General features: G+C 63.6%; 16 protein-coding genes. 14 read left to right on the top strand and 2 right to left on the bottom strand.

Annotated elements, in window-relative coordinates; genetic code table 11:
* Position 1: 1 nt before the first annotated feature.
* The 11 genes from Q0319_RS03280 to Q0319_RS03230 all read left to right on the top strand — a co-directional run bounded on the left by Q0319_RS03280 (position 2) and on the right by Q0319_RS03230 (position 9,989).
* A complete protein-coding gene (locus Q0319_RS03280; RefSeq protein ID WP_299450863.1) occupies positions 2–985 on the top strand; it encodes a PDR/VanB family oxidoreductase in 984 nt (327 codons plus the stop codon).
* A 45-nt stretch (positions 986–1,030) separates the two neighbouring features.
* Positions 1,031–2,023: a hypothetical protein gene (locus Q0319_RS03275; RefSeq protein ID WP_299450861.1), complete on the top strand. Its 993-nt coding sequence runs from the start codon at positions 1,031–1,033 to the stop codon at positions 2,021–2,023.
* A gap of 35 nt (positions 2,024–2,058) precedes the next feature.
* Positions 2,059–2,451 (top strand): RidA family protein, encoded by a 393-nt coding sequence (locus Q0319_RS03270; protein WP_299450859.1) that lies wholly within the window; start codon positions 2,059–2,061, stop codon positions 2,449–2,451.
* A gap of 35 nt (positions 2,452–2,486) precedes the next feature.
* Positions 2,487–3,560: an amidohydrolase family protein gene (locus Q0319_RS03265; RefSeq protein WP_299450857.1), complete on the top strand. Its 1,074-nt coding sequence runs from the start codon at positions 2,487–2,489 to the stop codon at positions 3,558–3,560.
* Positions 3,557–4,414 carry an aldolase/citrate lyase family protein gene (locus tag Q0319_RS03260; RefSeq protein ID WP_299450855.1) on the top strand — a complete coding sequence of 286 codons (858 nt, stop codon included), beginning with the start codon at positions 3,557–3,559 and terminating at the stop codon, positions 4,412–4,414. The genes Q0319_RS03265 and Q0319_RS03260 overlap by 4 nt, the downstream gene beginning before the upstream one ends.
* Before the next feature lie 23 nt (positions 4,415–4,437).
* On the top strand, positions 4,438–5,217 hold the full coding sequence (locus Q0319_RS03255; protein WP_299450853.1) for an SDR family oxidoreductase: 780 nt from the start codon (positions 4,438–4,440) through the stop codon (positions 5,215–5,217).
* Positions 5,218–5,415: 198 nt separating this feature from the next.
* Positions 5,416–6,315, top strand: a complete 900-nt coding sequence (locus Q0319_RS03250; protein WP_296468152.1) for a LysR family transcriptional regulator — start codon at positions 5,416–5,418, stop codon at positions 6,313–6,315.
* A gap of 131 nt (positions 6,316–6,446) precedes the next feature.
* Positions 6,447–7,328 (top strand): TauD/TfdA family dioxygenase, encoded by an 882-nt coding sequence (locus tag Q0319_RS03245; protein WP_296468154.1) that lies wholly within the window; start codon positions 6,447–6,449, stop codon positions 7,326–7,328.
* Between the two features lie 58 nt (positions 7,329–7,386).
* Entirely contained in the window at positions 7,387–8,427 is a 1,041-nt protein-coding gene (locus tag Q0319_RS03240; protein WP_296468157.1) for an ABC transporter substrate-binding protein, read from the top strand.
* A 2-nt stretch (positions 8,428–8,429) separates the two neighbouring features.
* On the top strand, positions 8,430–9,209 hold the full coding sequence (locus Q0319_RS03235; RefSeq protein WP_296468158.1) for an ABC transporter ATP-binding protein: 780 nt from the start codon (positions 8,430–8,432) through the stop codon (positions 9,207–9,209).
* A gap of 3 nt (positions 9,210–9,212) precedes the next feature.
* On the top strand, positions 9,213–9,989 hold the full coding sequence (locus Q0319_RS03230; protein WP_296468161.1) for an ABC transporter permease: 777 nt from the start codon (positions 9,213–9,215) through the stop codon (positions 9,987–9,989).
* A gap of 90 nt (positions 9,990–10,079) precedes the next feature.
* Here Q0319_RS03230 and Q0319_RS03225 read toward each other — a convergent pair whose 3' ends face one another.
* Positions 10,080–11,714, bottom strand: a complete 1,635-nt coding sequence (locus Q0319_RS03225; RefSeq protein WP_299450849.1) for an ABC transporter ATP-binding protein — start codon at positions 11,712–11,714, stop codon at positions 10,080–10,082.
* 275 nt (positions 11,715–11,989) lie between these two features.
* Positions 11,990–12,913 (bottom strand): LysR family transcriptional regulator, encoded by a 924-nt coding sequence (locus Q0319_RS03220; protein WP_363322236.1) that lies wholly within the window; start codon positions 12,911–12,913, stop codon positions 11,990–11,992.
* 94 nt (positions 12,914–13,007) lie between these two features.
* On the opposite strand from Q0319_RS03220, the gene Q0319_RS03215 reads away from it, so the two are divergent.
* The 3 genes from Q0319_RS03215 to Q0319_RS03205 all read left to right on the top strand — a co-directional run.
* Entirely contained in the window at positions 13,008–14,174 is a 1,167-nt protein-coding gene (locus Q0319_RS03215; RefSeq protein ID WP_299450847.1) for a mandelate racemase/muconate lactonizing enzyme family protein, read from the top strand.
* Positions 14,175–14,311: 137 nt separating this feature from the next.
* Positions 14,312–15,277, top strand: coding sequence for a tripartite tricarboxylate transporter substrate binding protein (locus Q0319_RS03210; protein WP_299450844.1), 966 nt, complete (start codon positions 14,312–14,314; stop codon positions 15,275–15,277).
* A partial coding sequence (locus Q0319_RS03205; protein ID WP_299450841.1) for an MBL fold metallo-hydrolase occupies positions 15,274–15,623 on the top strand: 350 nt, incomplete at its 3' end. The genes Q0319_RS03210 and Q0319_RS03205, both read left to right, overlap by 4 nt.

Genomic DNA, 15,623 nt, shown 5'->3' with positions numbered 1-15,623 from the left:
GATGACGAGCGAAGATCTGATTGACGTCCGGGTGATGCAAGTCACCTGGTGCAGCCCGAGCATCCTGGCGTTCAAGCTGGCTCGCCCCAACGGCGCGGCATTGCCCGGGTTCCAAGCGGGGGCGCATATTTCCGTGCATCTGCCCGTGCAAGGCAAGCCGGATCGGGTGCGAGCCTATTCGCTCGTCAACACCGATCCGACCAATGACACCTCGCTGCCGCAGCCTTTTTACCGGATCGCCGTCAGGCGGGAGGAAGCCGGTGCCGGCGGGTCCAGGCAGTTGCACGAGGCAGTTCGTCCCGGAGACGTGCTGCGCATCTCGCAGCCGAAAAACGAGTTCGAGCTCGGTGATGCGGGCGGCGCATTGCTGCTTGCCGGCGGCATAGGCGTGACGCCCATCGTCTCGATGGCCGCGGAGCTGCGGCGCAAGGACGTGCCTTTTGATTTCTGCTACGCCGTCCGCAGCCGGGACGAGGCCGTGTTCCTGGACGACCTGGAGCGCCTGTGTGGCGACGGGCTGCGGCTGCACGTGGACGAAGACGCGGGCCGCCACTTGGACATCGTGACGGCGCTCGCGCAGGGCGGCTCGCGGCCCGTGTATGTATGCGGTCCCAAGCCCATGATCGACGCCGCGGTCGATGCGGCGGCGCGGCTGGGCTGGCCGGCGGACAACGTGAAGTTCGAGCTGTTCGGTCTGGACGAAAGCAGCAAATCGAAGTCCGGGTATGAGGTCGTGCTGCAGCAAAGCGGCAAGACCGTCGAGGTCGGGCTAGGGCAAAGCCTGCTGGACGTATTGATCGATGAAGACGTCGACGTCCCGTACGACTGCCGCTCCGGCTTCTGCGGCCTGTGCCGGGTCAAGGTCCTCGAGGGAGAGGTGGTCCACAACGATACCTGCCTGACCGACGACGACCGCTCCAAGCGCCGCCTCATGCAAGTGTGCGTCTCGCATTGCGCGTCCGAGCGCCTGGTGCTCGATCTCTGATCGGCGACGGGCGGCTGAGCAGGAATAACCGACATTTAGACGACTATGGCCAAGATTGTGTTGGGACTGGGAACGACCCATAGTCCCATGTTGAACCTGACCGCGCTGCAATGGCATCACCGTGCCGACATCGATTTCGCGAACAAGAAGCTTCATTTGTCGAATGGCAGGCGGTTGACCTATCCCGAGCTGCTCGAACTGCGCGGACCGCGGTATCGCTCGGAAGTCGAGCTCGATGTGATGGAGAAGAAAGCCGCTGCCTGCCAGCGGGCGCTCGACCGGCTGGCCGATGCGCTGGAGGCGGCGGATCCCGACGTGGTGGTCATCGTGGGCGATGACCAGGCGGAGCTTTTCGCGCCCGACCAGCAGCCCGCCGTCGCCTTGTTCCATGGTGCGGAGATCGCGACGACGCGCGGGAAATATGCCGATGGCGCGCCGGACTGGATGATGCAGATCGGGCGGGGCTACCTCATGGACGGCATTCACCGGCTGCCGGCCGCCCCGGAGTTCTGCACGTTCCTGATCGAGCACCTGATCCGCAACGAGGTGGACGTTGCCGCGGTCGGTTCGGTGGCCGATCCGTCCCGCGCCGGGTTCGGCCATGCCTATGGCTTCATCGTCAAGCGGCTGTTCCGCAAGAGCATCCCGGTGGCCCCGGTGATGCTGAATACCTATTTTCCGCCCAGCGTGCCGACGGCGAACCGCTGCTACGAGATCGGGCGGCGCCTGCGCGCCGCCATCGAGGCTTATCCCGCTGACCTGAAGGTGGCGGTGGTGGCTTCCGGCGGCTTGTCGCACTTCGTCGTAGAAGAAGACTTCGACCTGAACTTCATCCGCATGCTCAAGGAGAAGGACGAACAGGGGCTGCGGGCCATTCCGCCTGAAGCCCTGCGTTCTGGCACGTCGGAGACGCTCAACTGGGTCCTGGCTGCCGGGGCGGTGGACTTCCTGCCGCTGCGCGACGTCGAGTACTACGCGTTGCACCGTACCGAGGCGGGCACAGGGGTAGGCGCCGCGTTCTGCGTCTGGCAGGCGTGAATCCCGATTCCATCACTCTTCCCAAGGAAAGTCACATGAAAGCAGGCGGACGTTCACTGGAAATCGATGGCGTGAGCCATGGTTCGACCCCCATTCCCATGGGCGCCAAGGTCGGCAACACCATTTTCACTTCTGGCATCTCGGGCAAGCTGCCTTCTACCAACAAGCTGGCCGAAGGCGCGGAGGCGCAGGCGTTCCAGGCCTTCGAGAACTTGGCGGCGCTGCTCGAAAAGGGGGGCGCGACCATGCGCGACGTCGGCGTGATCAACGTGACCGTCGCGGACGAGTCGGTGCGCGATGCCGTGAACAAGGCGTGGCTCAAGCACTTCCCGGACGAAGCGGACCGTCCCGCGCGGCACACCAGCGTACAACCCCTGCGCGGCGGCATGCTGCTGCAACTCCAGGCGATCGCCGTCATCGGCGGCTGATCTCAACCCCGCATCAGTTCAAAACGGAAAAAACCATGATCATCGACTGCCATGGCCACTACACTACCGCTCCCCGTCAGTTGCAGGATTTTCGCGCCCGGCAACTCGCGGGCATGATAGACCCGAGCCTGCGGCCGTCCATCGAATCGCTGGGCATTACTGATGACATGCTGCGCGAATCGGTAGAGGGTGCACAGCTAAAGTTCCAGCGCGAGCGCGGCACTGATTTGACGATATTTTCCCCGCGCGCGGCCGGCATGGCGCACCAGTACGGCGACGAAAAAGTGGCGGCGCAGTGGGCGCGCGTGTGCAACACGCTTATCTACCGGCTCACCCAGCTCTATCCGGACAACTTCGCTGGCGCCTGCCAACTGCCCCAGCGCCCCGGCGTCTCGCCCGAGAGCTGCATCCCCGAGCTCGAGTATTGCATCAACGAGCTCGGCTTCGTGAGTTGCAACCTTAACCCCGATCCCTCTGGTGGCTGGTGGAAAGATCCCCCGCTGACCGACCGCTACTGGTACCCCTTGTACGAAAAGCTGGTCGAGCTGGACGTGCCGGCGATGATCCACGTATCGTCTTCGTGCAACGCGTGCTTCCACGCCACGGGTGCCCACTACATCAACGCCGATACCACGGCCGTCATGCAGCTCATCCAGGGCGACCTGTTCAAGGATTTCCCCACGCTGCGCCTCATCATCCCGCACGGTGGCGGCGCGTTCCCGTTCCACTTCGGCCGCTATCGGGGCCTGGCGCAGATGCTCAAGCGCCCCCCGCTCGAGGAGCACCTCTTCAAGAACGTGTACTTCGACACCTGCGTGTACGACCAGCGGGGCATCGACCTGCTGACGGACGTCATTCCGCTCGACAACCTGCTGTTCGCCTCGGAGATGGTCGGCGCCGTGAAAGGCATCGATCCGAAGACGGGCTACCATTTCGACGACACCCGCCGTTACCTGGATGCCGTCGAATCCCTGAACGACGAGGCCCGCTATAAGATTTTCGAAGGCAACGCGAGAAAGGTGTTCCCGCGCTTGAACCGGTTGCTCGACCGCCGCGCGGCCGCGCAAGCCTCTTCCGCCAACCAAGCTCCTGAACGGGTGACGCAATGAGCACGCCAAGACTCAACGGAATCATCCGCCAACTCGAATCGGGCCGCGTGGCGACCATGTCGTTCTGCCCGCCCACGATCGAATCGGCCATTGCCTTTAGCACCACCAAGTACGACGGCGTGCTGATCGAGTGCGAGCACCAGCCCTGGAACCCGCTCTCGCTGCGCGACACTTTCCAGTACCTGTTGAATCGCCGCCAGATTGCAACCTCCGGCTCCATCGCGCCGGCGGTGACGCCCATTGTGCGCATACCCGCCAACGGCGCCGAGCAGAGCCAGTGGATGGCCAAGCAGGCGCTGGACCTGGGAGCGTATGGCATCGTTTGGCCCCACGTCAGCACGGTGGAACAGGCGTATGCCGCCGTCGCGGCGTGCCGTTATCCGACCCTCAAGAGCCATCCCCTGCACGAGCCCTTCGGGCAGCGGGGCGACGGCCCGACGACCGCCGCGCGCTATTGGGGCCTGACGAACCAGGAGTATTACGCCAAGGCAGACGTGTGGCCGCGCAACCCCGAGGGTGAAATCTTCGTCATGCTGATGATCGAAGACCTCGAGGGCATCGCCAACCTGCGCGACATCCTGAAGGAAGTTCCCGGCATCAGTGCCGTCATGATCGGCGAGGGCGACCTCTCCCAGGAGCTGGGCATTCCCCGCCAATACGAGCACCCGGAGCTGCTGTCGGCCATGGCGCAGATCCGTTCTATCTGCCAGGAGTTCAACGTCCCCGTCGCCCATCCGCACGTCACGACCGAGAATGTCGAGCGCGTTTACGACGAAGGCTACCGGATCCTGGTGTGCGGCCCCAGCCGCACGTATCCGGCGCTCGACAAAGTCCGGCAACTCGCCGGCGCTTGAGCGCGGCATTTCAGGGAGACCATATGGACTTAGGAATCAAAGGCCGCAAGGCCTTCCTCATGGCTTCGTCCAGCGGATTGGGCCTGGCCTGCGCCAAGGCGCTGGCCGCCGAGGGGGTAGACGTTTGGCTGAACGCCCGTAACGCCGAACGGCTAGAGGCGGCCGCCGAGGAGGTGCGCAAGGTTGCGACCGGACAGGTTTGCACCATTGCCGCGGACCTGACCGTCGAGGCGGACCGCCAGCGCATTTTCGCGGAGATCCCGGAGGTAGACATCCTGGTGACCAACAATGAAGGGCCGACGCCGGGCAGCCTCGAGAATTGGGATCACGACGCGTGGGTGGGTGCCTTCGAGAAAAACATGATTCCCCACGCCTTGTTCATCCGGAACTACGTGGGCGGCATGCGGGCGCGCAAATTCGGACGCATCGTCAACATAACCTCGGCGATGGTGAAATCGCCGCGCGTCCACCAGTCCCTGTCCGCTGCGGCGCGCACTGCGCTGACGGCCTTCTGCAAAGGCCTCTCGCTCGAAGTGGCGCGGGACAACGTGACCATCAACAACCTGCTCCCCGAGCGCATCGATACGCCGCGCCAGCAATTCATGGCAAAGCGGCTGATGAAGCTGGAAAACATCAGCTATGAAGAAGCCCGGGCGCGCTTTGCCGACAGCATCGCGGCCAAGCGCATGGGAACCCCGGAAGAGCTGGCCAGTGCCTGCGCCTACCTGTGCTCGGCGCATGCCGGCTTTATTTCGGGACAAAACCTGCAGGTCGACGGCGGGTCGTATCACGGCTTGATTTGAGGCGTGGCCATCGGACTGCCGCGGGGTGGTCCTGGCCATCGGTGGGGAGGCAACCAGGAGGGCAGGGACCGGGGATTCCGGGGGACGAGCGGGCGCCGCAGGCCGCCGCGGCTGGTGGATAATCGATAAGATAAGAATCAGTTGCGGGCCATCGTCCCCACTCGATGTCCGTGCGCCCTACGAGGCGAGGAACCCCCCGTGCTACCCCGCGTATTCATTTACATCGACGCCATCGCTCGCGCAGGCTCTATTCGGAAGGCGGCAGAGCAGGTGCATGTCGCCGCCTCCGCGTTGAATCGGCAACTGCTGGACCTCGAACAGGAGCTCGGCGTCGAGCTGTTCGAGCGTTTGCCGCGCGGGATGCGGGCCACTGCCGCAGGCGAGCTGCTGCTGGCCCATATTCGCAAGCAGGAACGCGAGTTCGAGCTGCTGCGATCTCAACTTGATAACCTGCGCGGGCTGCGCCGCGGCCATATCCGCATCACGGCGCACGAGTCTGCCACCCGCGAGTTGCTGCCTCGTGCAATTTCCGCGTTCCGGACCGAATACCCCGGGGTGTCGTTTACGGTCAACATGGGCACGACGGCGCGCACGTTCGAGGAGCTGCAGAACGATACCGTGGAACTCGGCCTGCTGTTCAACCCGCCTTCAAATGCCCTGCTTACCCGGCTCGTGGAGGTCAAGACGCCCTTGTATGCAGTGGTGGCGTCCGATCATCCGCTGGCAGACCGCAAGTCGTTGCGCCTGAGCGATTGCCTCGCGTACCCGCTCGCGCTAATGAACTCTTCCGCCGCAGGCGGGCGCAACCTCATCGAGGCGCTGGCCCGCCAGTCGGGCCATGTCATCAACCCGGTACTGCAAACCGACAGCTTTGAGCTGATGGGGCAATTCGCCCGGCAGTCAGGGGGGATTTTTTTCCAGCTGGCGGTCGGGGTCGCGGCAGAGGTGGCCCGCGGAGAACTCGTCGCGATTCCGCTCGGCGACCCCATCCTGGCCCGGGGCCGCTTGGTGCTCCTGGCTCGCCGGGGTCGCACCTTGTCGGTGCCGACATTGCGTTTCGTGCACTATTTAGAGGAGCACATGCACGCCTTGGTGTAGCGTACAGGTCACGCTATACCGTTCTGAAAAAGCGAACGCTTTGCACGAAATTTGCTGATTCTCATCTCGCATTTGTATTCCTACGATGATGCTTTGCCGAGCGATCGGTACACTGTCGAGGAGTATGAAAAGTGGAAACCGCTACGTGGCATTTTGAACCCATCGCGGGCGCGCCGTTGGGGGCGGTGGCCCACGGCGTCGACCTGCCGGACGTGGATGATGCCTTCTTCGAAGAATTGCCCAGGCAGCTCGCCCGCCATGGCGTCATCGTTTTCCGCGACCAGCACCTGACTCCTGAAGCGCTGCAAGAGGTAGCCACCCGCCTCGGACCTCTTGAGCCCCTGGTGCTGGATCAGTTCTGCATGCCGGGCCATCCTTTCATCTACATCCTGTCCAACATCGTCGAGAATGGGCGGCCCATCGGATCGTCTACCGACGGCTACGGTTGGCACACCGACCAGGCTTATTACGCGCAGCCGACGGCGTACACCCTGCTCTATGGCGTGGAAGTTCCTCCCGAAGGCGCCGACACCCAGTTCGCGAATACGCGCCTGGCTTACGAGACCTTGCCGCCCGAGAGGCAGTCGGCCCTGCGCAAGCTTTGGACAGAGCACTCCTACATGAAGATGATCATGGACCGGGCCAAGAATCCGGCGTTTGCGGGCAAGGTCCCCCTGCCGACCCCGGAGCAGCAGGCCAAGGTTCCCGATGTCGTTCAGCCTCTTGTTCGCCGCCACCCGGTGGACGCATCGCTCAGCCTCTATCCAGGAGGGCAGACGGTCAAGCGTGTGGTGGGCATCGAAGACGCCGCCGCGGGCGTGGCTTTGGTACAGGAATTGCTTGATTGGTGTACGAACGAGCGCTTCCAGTATCGGCACGTCTGGTCCGCGCACGACTTGGTCATCTGGGACAACCGTTGCACCGTGCATCGCGCCACGCCCTACGACAAGGAACGTTATCGACGCCTCATGTGGCGTGTGAGCGTGAAAGGGGAGCGACCCTTGAGCTCGTGACACCCGCTCCACCGGCAGGGCCGGCGCGGATCCACATTGACTTGCCATCGAGGCCGACATGAAAAATCTGTTTTCTAGTGTATGGACCGTCCTTGCTCCGTCATCGCTGCGCCTCGTGCTGCGCGGTGCCGCGGTTGCTTTCACCGCCGCCCTTGCCGCCGCCTCCGCCATGGCGGCGGACCGCGTTGTCGTGCAGATTGACTGGCTGCCGTCGGGCGACAAGGGGCCGTTCTATGTGGCCTTGCATGAAGGCTTCTACGCGAGCGAAGGGTTGGAGGTGACCCTGCAGACCGGACGAGGCTCTGCCGACGCGCTCACCAAAGTGGCCACCGGAGCAGCCGATATCGCCAGCTCCGGGATCAGCGCGGTGCTGAGCGCCGCTGCGAAGGGACCGATGCCGCTGAAAGTCGTGTACACGGCATACACCGAGTCGCCCGAGTCGTTTTTCGTCATCAAGGGTAGCGGAATCCGCACGCTCAAGGACCTGCAAGGCCGGCCCGTGGCCGCCACCGCCTTGTCCACTTCGCGCGTCCTGATGCCGCTGGTGTTGGAGCGCAATGGCGTGTCGGTGGATCAGCTGAAGCTGCAGCTGGTCGACGCCAATGTCCTCATGCCCATGTTGGTTTCGGGCCGGGTAGATGCCATTTCGAGTTTCCGCACCCAGGTTCCCCTCGCCAACTCGCTGCTCCAGCCCCGCGGCAAAGAAGTCGAGGTGCTTCCGTGGTCCATGTTCGGCTTGGAGACCTACGGCATGGTGCTCGCGGCCTCGGATGCCATGATCAAGGAGCGTCCGGATGTGCTGAGGCGCTTCTTGCGGGCGTTTCACAAGGCGATGCTTCTTTCGCTGAAGGATCCGGCCGTGACGGGGCGGGCCTTGAAGAAATCGGCCCCGGAAATCGACCCGCAGGTCGCCGAAGCGCAGTTCCGCGCCTCGATTCCCTTGATTGACAATGCCACCAGTCGACGGGACGGCATCGGGACCATCGAACCCGACCTGCTGAAGAAAAGCTGGGGGTGGGTGGCCGCGTCGGAACGCTATCCGCTGGACAAACTCGACCCGGAGCGAATGGTTGCGCGACTCAATTGGGCGGATAACTGAAAATGGATGCTCCGGTTATTGAGCTCCAGCGGGCGGGCAAGGTGTTCGTGTCGAGCGACGGCGCCAAGACGACGGCACTCGATGGCATCGACCTCGCGATAGGCAGGCATGAGTTCGTTGCACTCATCGGGCCCTCGGGGTGCGGCAAATCGACGCTGCTGCGGCTGGTGGCAGGACTGCTCCCGGTCACGTCGGGCCAGGTGAGCATCTATCGCCAGCCGGTCACTGAGCCCCGGGACGAGATTGGCATCGTATTCCAGCGCCCGACCTTGCTGCCCTGGCTGAGCGTATTGGACAACGTGGCATTTCCGGTCAAGCTCAAGACGGGACGCGTCGATGCCGGCACGCGCGAACGCGCCCGCGAGCTGGTTAGGATGGTGGGCCTGGCCGAATTCGAAGATCGCCTGCCGGAAGAGTTGTCGGGGGGCATGCAGCAGCGGGTCGGCATCGCGCGATCGCTGCTGCACGATCCAGACATTCTGCTCATGGACGAGCCGTTTTCCGCGCTGGACGCCCTGACCCGGGACGAAATGAGCCTGGAGCTGCTGCGGATACTACGCGATTCGCCCAAGACCGTGGTGTTCGTCACCCACTCCATCCCGGAAGCGCTCTTGCTCGCAGACAAGATCGTGGTCATGCAGTCGCGTCCCGGTCGCGTCCGGGAAGTCATCGCGGTGCCGTTCCCGAGGCCCCGCTCGCTCGATACGCTCATGGATCCCCGGTTCAATAGGATGGCCAATGACATCCGCGCGCAGGTGTTCACTCGAAGGACGGGAACTTAGATCATGTCTGTGCTGCTCACGTTCACCGATCGTTATGCGCCGCTGATTACCGCCATCGGGCTGGTCATCGTCTGGGAGTTTGCCTGCCGCGTGCTGTCTGTGCCGGCGTACGTTTTTCCTTCCCCGTCGGAAATCGTCCAAGCGGCGAGCGTGTTTACGGGTGCCCAGCTGTTCAATCACTTCCGAAGCACCGTGGAGGTGGTGATCGTCGGGTTTCTCGCATCGATCGCGATCAGTTTCCCTGTTGCGGTGATCATCACGCATTCTCCGCTGTTGTCGCGCACGGTGGTGCCCATCCTCGTGGTGATCCATTCCACTCCGATCGTGGCCGTTGCGCCCATCATCGTGGTGGCGCTGGGCGCGGGGGTACTGCCACGCGTGGTGATCACTTGCCTGATTACCTTCTTCCCTTTGGTCATTTCCCTCGTGACGGGGCTCAGGTCGACGCCGTCGGAGATCCTCGAGCTATCCCGGTCGCTGCGGGCGTCCCGCAACCGGGAGTTGTGGTTTATTCGCATGCCGTTTGCCGTGCCCTATATCTTCAGCGCATTGAAGGTATGCATCACGCTGGCCGTGATCGGGGCAGTCGTAGGCGAGTTTGTCACTGCAGAGAGCGGCTTGGGCTATCTCATCCTGTTCTCGACATCGATGATGAAGATGCCGCAGTCCTTTGTTGCGCTCGTCATCCTCGTGGTACTCAGCCTAGCGCTCTACCAACTGATCGAACTGGTGGAAAAGCGATGGTTCGCGTGGAGTTTGCCCAAGCGGGAAACGGCCTGACCGCCGGGGGCAGGCTCGAGCTCCCCTCGCAGGAAAGCCGGCACGAAGGTTCGGGCGTACGGCGGAAGGGTAGGCTGATGGGCGGTGCGTTCAATGTCGTCGCCGGGCCAATACGTCGTCCCTCGGCCCGGCATCCACCACTTTCCCGGCCTCCATTACGACGATGGTATCGAACCGCGGTAGGAGGCTGGGGCGATGTACCGATGCAATGATGCAGGCCGACGGAAACGCGGCGAAGATGCGGTCGAACACCTGGCCCTCGGCCTGCGGGTCGAGCGCGCTGGTGGGCTCGTCCAGCAGGAGCAGCGAGCTGCCGCGCGCCGCCAGGGCGCCCCGGGCCAAGGCCAGGCGCTGCCGTTGGCCGCCGGAGAGGTTGCCGCCGCGTTCATTCAAGGGGCTGGATAAGCCTTCCGGGAGTCGTTCCAGCACTTCGTCGAAGACGCCCGCATGGACGGCGGCAACAAGGGCTGCCGGGTCGGCCGGCTCGCCAAACGTCAGGTTTTCCTCCACGCTGGCTTCGAACACCTCGGCTTCTTGAGGGATGAGGGTCGCCAGGGTGCGAAGGTCAGACCAGGACGTCATCGCGCCGTCTTTGAGCAATGTCCCTTCTTGCGGCGAGTAGAGGCCGGCGAGTAGGCGTAGCAGGGTGCTCTTGCCGCCACCGCTCGGGCCGATCAGGGCAACCCGGGTACCCCGGTGCAAGGCGAGGTCGATGCCGTGCAGGCCGCCCCGCGCATCGTCGCCGTAGCGCCATACGGCGCCCCGCAGTTCCAGCGTTTGCCATGGCGCATCGGGCACGACCGCGGGCACGGGTGCGTCCGGGTCGCCCGGGGCTTCCCAGATAGGCTCGGCGCTGCCGTAATCGGTGTGCATGCGCGCGAAGCTCTGGAAGTTGGTGGCCATCGCGCCGACCACGGTGGCCGCTTGCTGCGCATACTGGTAGATCATGAACACCGTGCCCAGCATCACGGCTTGGCCGGGTTGGCGCGATTGCAGCACGTAGACGACCACCAGTATCCAGGTGAGGCCCATGCCGAGGATGTCCACCGTGAACCATTTTCCTTCCGTCACCATGACGGCCCGTCGCAACGGCGCCATGACCGCCTCCATGCGGCGGCCGAGCACCTTGCGGGAGGCAGCCTGCAAGCGCAGGCCAATAACCGTCCCGGCGTTGCCGACGAAATCGAGCAGGGCCGCTGCATAGCGGCGTTCCGCGTCGTTCTCGGCGCGGGCCAGCTGCATCAGCGCGCGGTCGAAGCGCATGATGATGAGCGCGATGACGACATAGCCGGTGATGGCGATGATGCCGCTGGTGGTCGAGAGCAGTGCCAGGGCCACCAGCGGGCCGACGAAATTGAACGCGCTCTGCAGATAGCCGAACTGGTTTTGCGCGAAGTCGGAGAGCGCCCGGCTCGACTGGACGACCCGATGCTGGAGTTCCCCGGAATGTCGCCCATCGCGCCAGGCGAGCGGGGCGGCGGCAATGCGCGCATAGAGCTGGTCGGCGAGCCGCTCGCGGACGCGTACGCCCACGTTGCGTTCCAGGATGCGGCCTGGCCCGTGAAGCAGCCACGACAGCAGATAAACGCCGACGAGGTAGGCGATCCAGCGGCCGGCGGTCGCCATGTCGCCATGCTGGAGCGCGTTGATGGCGTGGGATGCCAGCCACGGCATGGTCAGGCGCAGCAGCTGCGCCGCCGACAGCAGGCCCGCAGCGCCGAGCATGTGGGCTCGGACCCCGGCGGCGTGGCGCCAGAGTGCGCGGTAGAGGTCTCGGGCTGCGGTACCTAGGCCGATGGCGGGTGGGCGGGAAGTGCGATGGGATCGGGTCACGTGGTGCGGAGGTTGAATGACGCTTCAGCTGTGGTATCTGGATCTGTCTATAGTCCAGGAGGAAAAGGCCTGGGCGATACATGCGAGCGCTTGGAGCGATAGGCCGGATCCAGCTTCTGTCCGCACGTGTCGACGTCGTTCCCGTCTTGCGCTCGAACGCTTGTTTGTTACACGCTCCGCGCTGTACTGTCCTGCGCCGCTGCCCAGAAGCTTTCCGCTGCTTTTCCCGCATGTGCGCGGTAGCGATAGAGGCGAATGTCCAGATCGACATGCCATATGGCGGAGGCGGCGACAACGAGCCGCCCGCGTTCAAGGTCGTCGCCGACAAGCAACCTGGGCAGCCAAGCCAGCCCGCGCCCGTCGAGTGCCATGGTTCTCAGTACGGAAGCAAGGTGTGCCGTGAGGATGTACTGATGATGAAGACGTTCGATCGTGGGTCCTTTGAGAGCGCTCAGAATGCGCCCTAGGCCGGACTCTCGGCTATAGCCCAGTAAGTGGATGGTCGCGCCGGTCTTTCCATCTTCTAGCCTGTGTAACGGTTCCCCCCGACTGTCAGGTGCCGACACAGGAACGAGCTGGTCTTTCCCCACCAGAAGGTTCGGAAAGCTGGCGTCATCCAGCTCGCCACGAACGCTGGTGTGGCCATGCGCCAGCATGAAATGCACCTCGCTCTGAGCGAGCATGCTTTCGCATTTTTGCTTTACGTCCGAGATCAGTTGAATCGGCCCCATGGTGGCGTGCGCTTCCAGCGCCCGAAGCCAATGCGGCAGAAAGGTGAATGACAACGCATGCGTTGAAGCAAAGCGGAGCGTCGAGGAACTGGCTTCGGCCACAGCACGCGCCTCGCCAGGGATAGCGGCGACACGCGCTTGCAAGTCCTGGGCGACAACGCGAAACCATTCTCCAGCCTCCGTGACGCGCGCCGGCTGCGAGCTGCGGTCAAACAGCTCTGTGCCAAGCCATTCCTCCAACGCCCGGATGCGCCGACTGAACGCAGGCTGGGTCATGTGTCGTTCATCGGCTGCGCGCGAAAAGTTACCGGTGGCAGCCAGTGCGTTGAAGTCATCAATCCAGGACAGGTTCATCGTCATGACGGTGCTTTCAAAGCATCAAAGCCAAGAAAAAAAGCATTGGTCAAAGGTTTCCGCCAAGCTGATCATAGATTCCTTTACGTAGGAGAACGTTATGAAGATCGTCGAGATCCGAGAAAAGACCCTTCCCATCAGCTCGCCGATCCGCAATGCGTATATCGATTTTAGCAAGATGACCCTGAGTCTCGTTGCTGTGATTACCGATGTGTTCCGTGACGGCAAGCGGGTGGTGGGCTACGGCTTCAACTCCAATGGGCGCTACGGCCAGGGCGCGCTGATGCGCGAGCGTTTCATCCCGCGTCTCCTGGAGGCCGAACCCGAGTCGCTGCTTGACGACAGTCGCGAGAATTTGGATCCGCACAAGATCTGGAACACGATGTTCAAGAACGAGAAGCCGGGCGGCCACGGCGAGCGTTCGGTCGCCATCGGCACCATCGACATGGCAGTGTGGGACGCGGTTGCCAAGATCGAAGGCAAGCCGCTGTTCCAGCTGCTTTCCGAGCGCTACGGAGACGGCAAGCCCAAGCGCAAGGTCTTCGTCTATGCCGCGGGCGGCTACTACTATCCCGGCCAGGATCACCGCAAGCTGCAGGACGAGATGCGCAGCTACATCGATCGCGGCTACACGGTGGTGAAGAAAAAGATCGGCGGCGCCTCGCTCGACGAGGACCTGCGTCGAATCGACGCCATCATGGAGGTGCTGCAGGACGGGCAAAAGCTGTGCGTGGACGCCAACGGCCGCTTCGATCTGGAAACCGCCATCGCCTATGCCAAGGCGCTTTCTCAGTACGACCTGTTCTGGTACGAGGAGCCCGGTGACCCGCTGGACTTCGAGCTACAGGCCGCGCTGCGCGCTTTCTACAAGAATCCCATGGCCACTGGCGAGGACTTGTTCTCTATGCAAGACGCTCGCAACCTCATCCGATACGGCGGCATGCGGCCCGACCGCGACTGGTTGCAGTTCGATTGCGCGTTGAGCTACGGCCTGGTCGAGTACCTGCGCACGCTGGACATGCTCAAGGAGCACGGCTGGTCGGCCAGTCGCTGCATCCCGCACGGCGGCCACCAGATGTCGCTCAACATTGCCGCGGGCCTGGGCCTGGGCGGGAACGAGTCCTACCCTGACCTGTTTCAACCCTTCGGCGGTTTCCCCGACAGCGTGAAGGTGGAGAACGGCCACGTCACGCTGCCCGAGCTGCCCGGCATCGGCTTCGAAGGCAAGGCCGATCTGATCAAGGTGATGCGCGAGCTTTCAGCGTGAATGTCCCGCCCTCCGGAAGGAACAGCCTTGCACCAAGGCGCCAGAGGGGGGCGCGCGATCGGGTACAGGCCTGCGACAAGGGAGGCATCGTCCCGGCCCTGTCCGGACGGGACCATGGGACCAGACGAGGAGACAAAATGAAACGCATTGCCTTGCTGTGCGGTGCCCTGGCTCTCGCCGGCACCGCCGCGGCGCAGACCTATCCCGGCAACCGCCCTATCAAGCTGGTCGTGCCGTTCTCGGCCGGAGGCAACGCGGACCTCACGGCCCGCCTCATTGCCAAACAGCTGGCCGGTGGCCTCAAGACCCCGGTCATCGTCGAGAACCGCGCGGGAGCCAATGGCACGGTGGGCCTGGACGCGGTACGCCAGGCCGCGCCCGACGGCCACACGCTGCTGGTCTCGCCTAGCAGCCCACTGGTGGTCAACCCTGTGCTCTACAAAAAGCTCCCCTACGACAGCCTGAAGGACTTCGAGCCCATCAGTCAGATTCTGGCTTACCAGTACGTGCTTGTCGTGCCAGCCGACTCGAGCCTGCGCAGCCTGCCCGACCTGGCCCGCGAAGCCAAGGAGAAGCCGGGCATGCTCACCTATGGCTCGTCGGGCATGGGCGGAGGTGGACACTTGGCCGGTGAACTGCTGGCGCTGACACTCGGCATCGAGCTCAACCATATCCCGTACAAAGGGGCCGCGCCGGCGTTGGCCGACCTGCTCGGCGGACAACTGTCCTTCACCTGGGACACCGTGATGACCGCCGTGCCGCACATCCAGGCGCAAAAACTGCGTCCGTTGGCGGTCTCGGGCAGCCGCCGCGCCGGTTCCCTGCCCAAAGTGCCCACCATGCAGGAACTGGGCTACAAGAACTACGACGTTACCCAGTTCGTAGGCCTGCTCGCGCCGGCGAAAACACCGGCCGCAATCATCGAGCGCCTGCACGCCGAGGTCGAGAAGGCCGTCAAGGCGCCCGAGGTAATCAAGGCCCTGAAGACCGAGGGCGGCAACGAGTTGGTAACCAGCACGCCGGCGCAGTTCAAGACCCTGATCGCGAGCGAGCTGGATTTCTACCGCAAGCTCGTGACCGACGCCCAGATCAAGGCCGAATGATGTACGACGTCCATGTCCTCGTCCAGGGTTACCCCGGTCGCTCCGTGTGCCACGGCGGGCTGGGGTGGAGCACCGTCACGCTGTTGCGCGGAGGGGGGCGCGTGATCCTGGTCGATGCAGGCGGCTACGCCACTCGCCCGGAGATCGGCAAGCAACTATCGGCGTTGCGTGTTTCGCCCCTGGACGTCACCGATGTAGTGCTGACACACGCGCACCACGACCACGCCTGCAACTTCACGCTCTTTCCCGAGGCCACGGTCTGGATCGGACAGAAAGAACTCGAATGGGCCGTCGCGCAGACGCCGGGCTTCAATCCGCTGGCGGAACTGCACGCAGATCGGAAGAG

This window comes from uncultured Pigmentiphaga sp., assembly GCF_937950555.1.
In the GTDB taxonomy this organism is placed as follows: domain Bacteria; phylum Pseudomonadota; class Gammaproteobacteria; order Burkholderiales; family Burkholderiaceae_B; genus Pigmentiphaga.
This window is presented reverse-complemented; position numbering and strand designations above follow the sequence as displayed.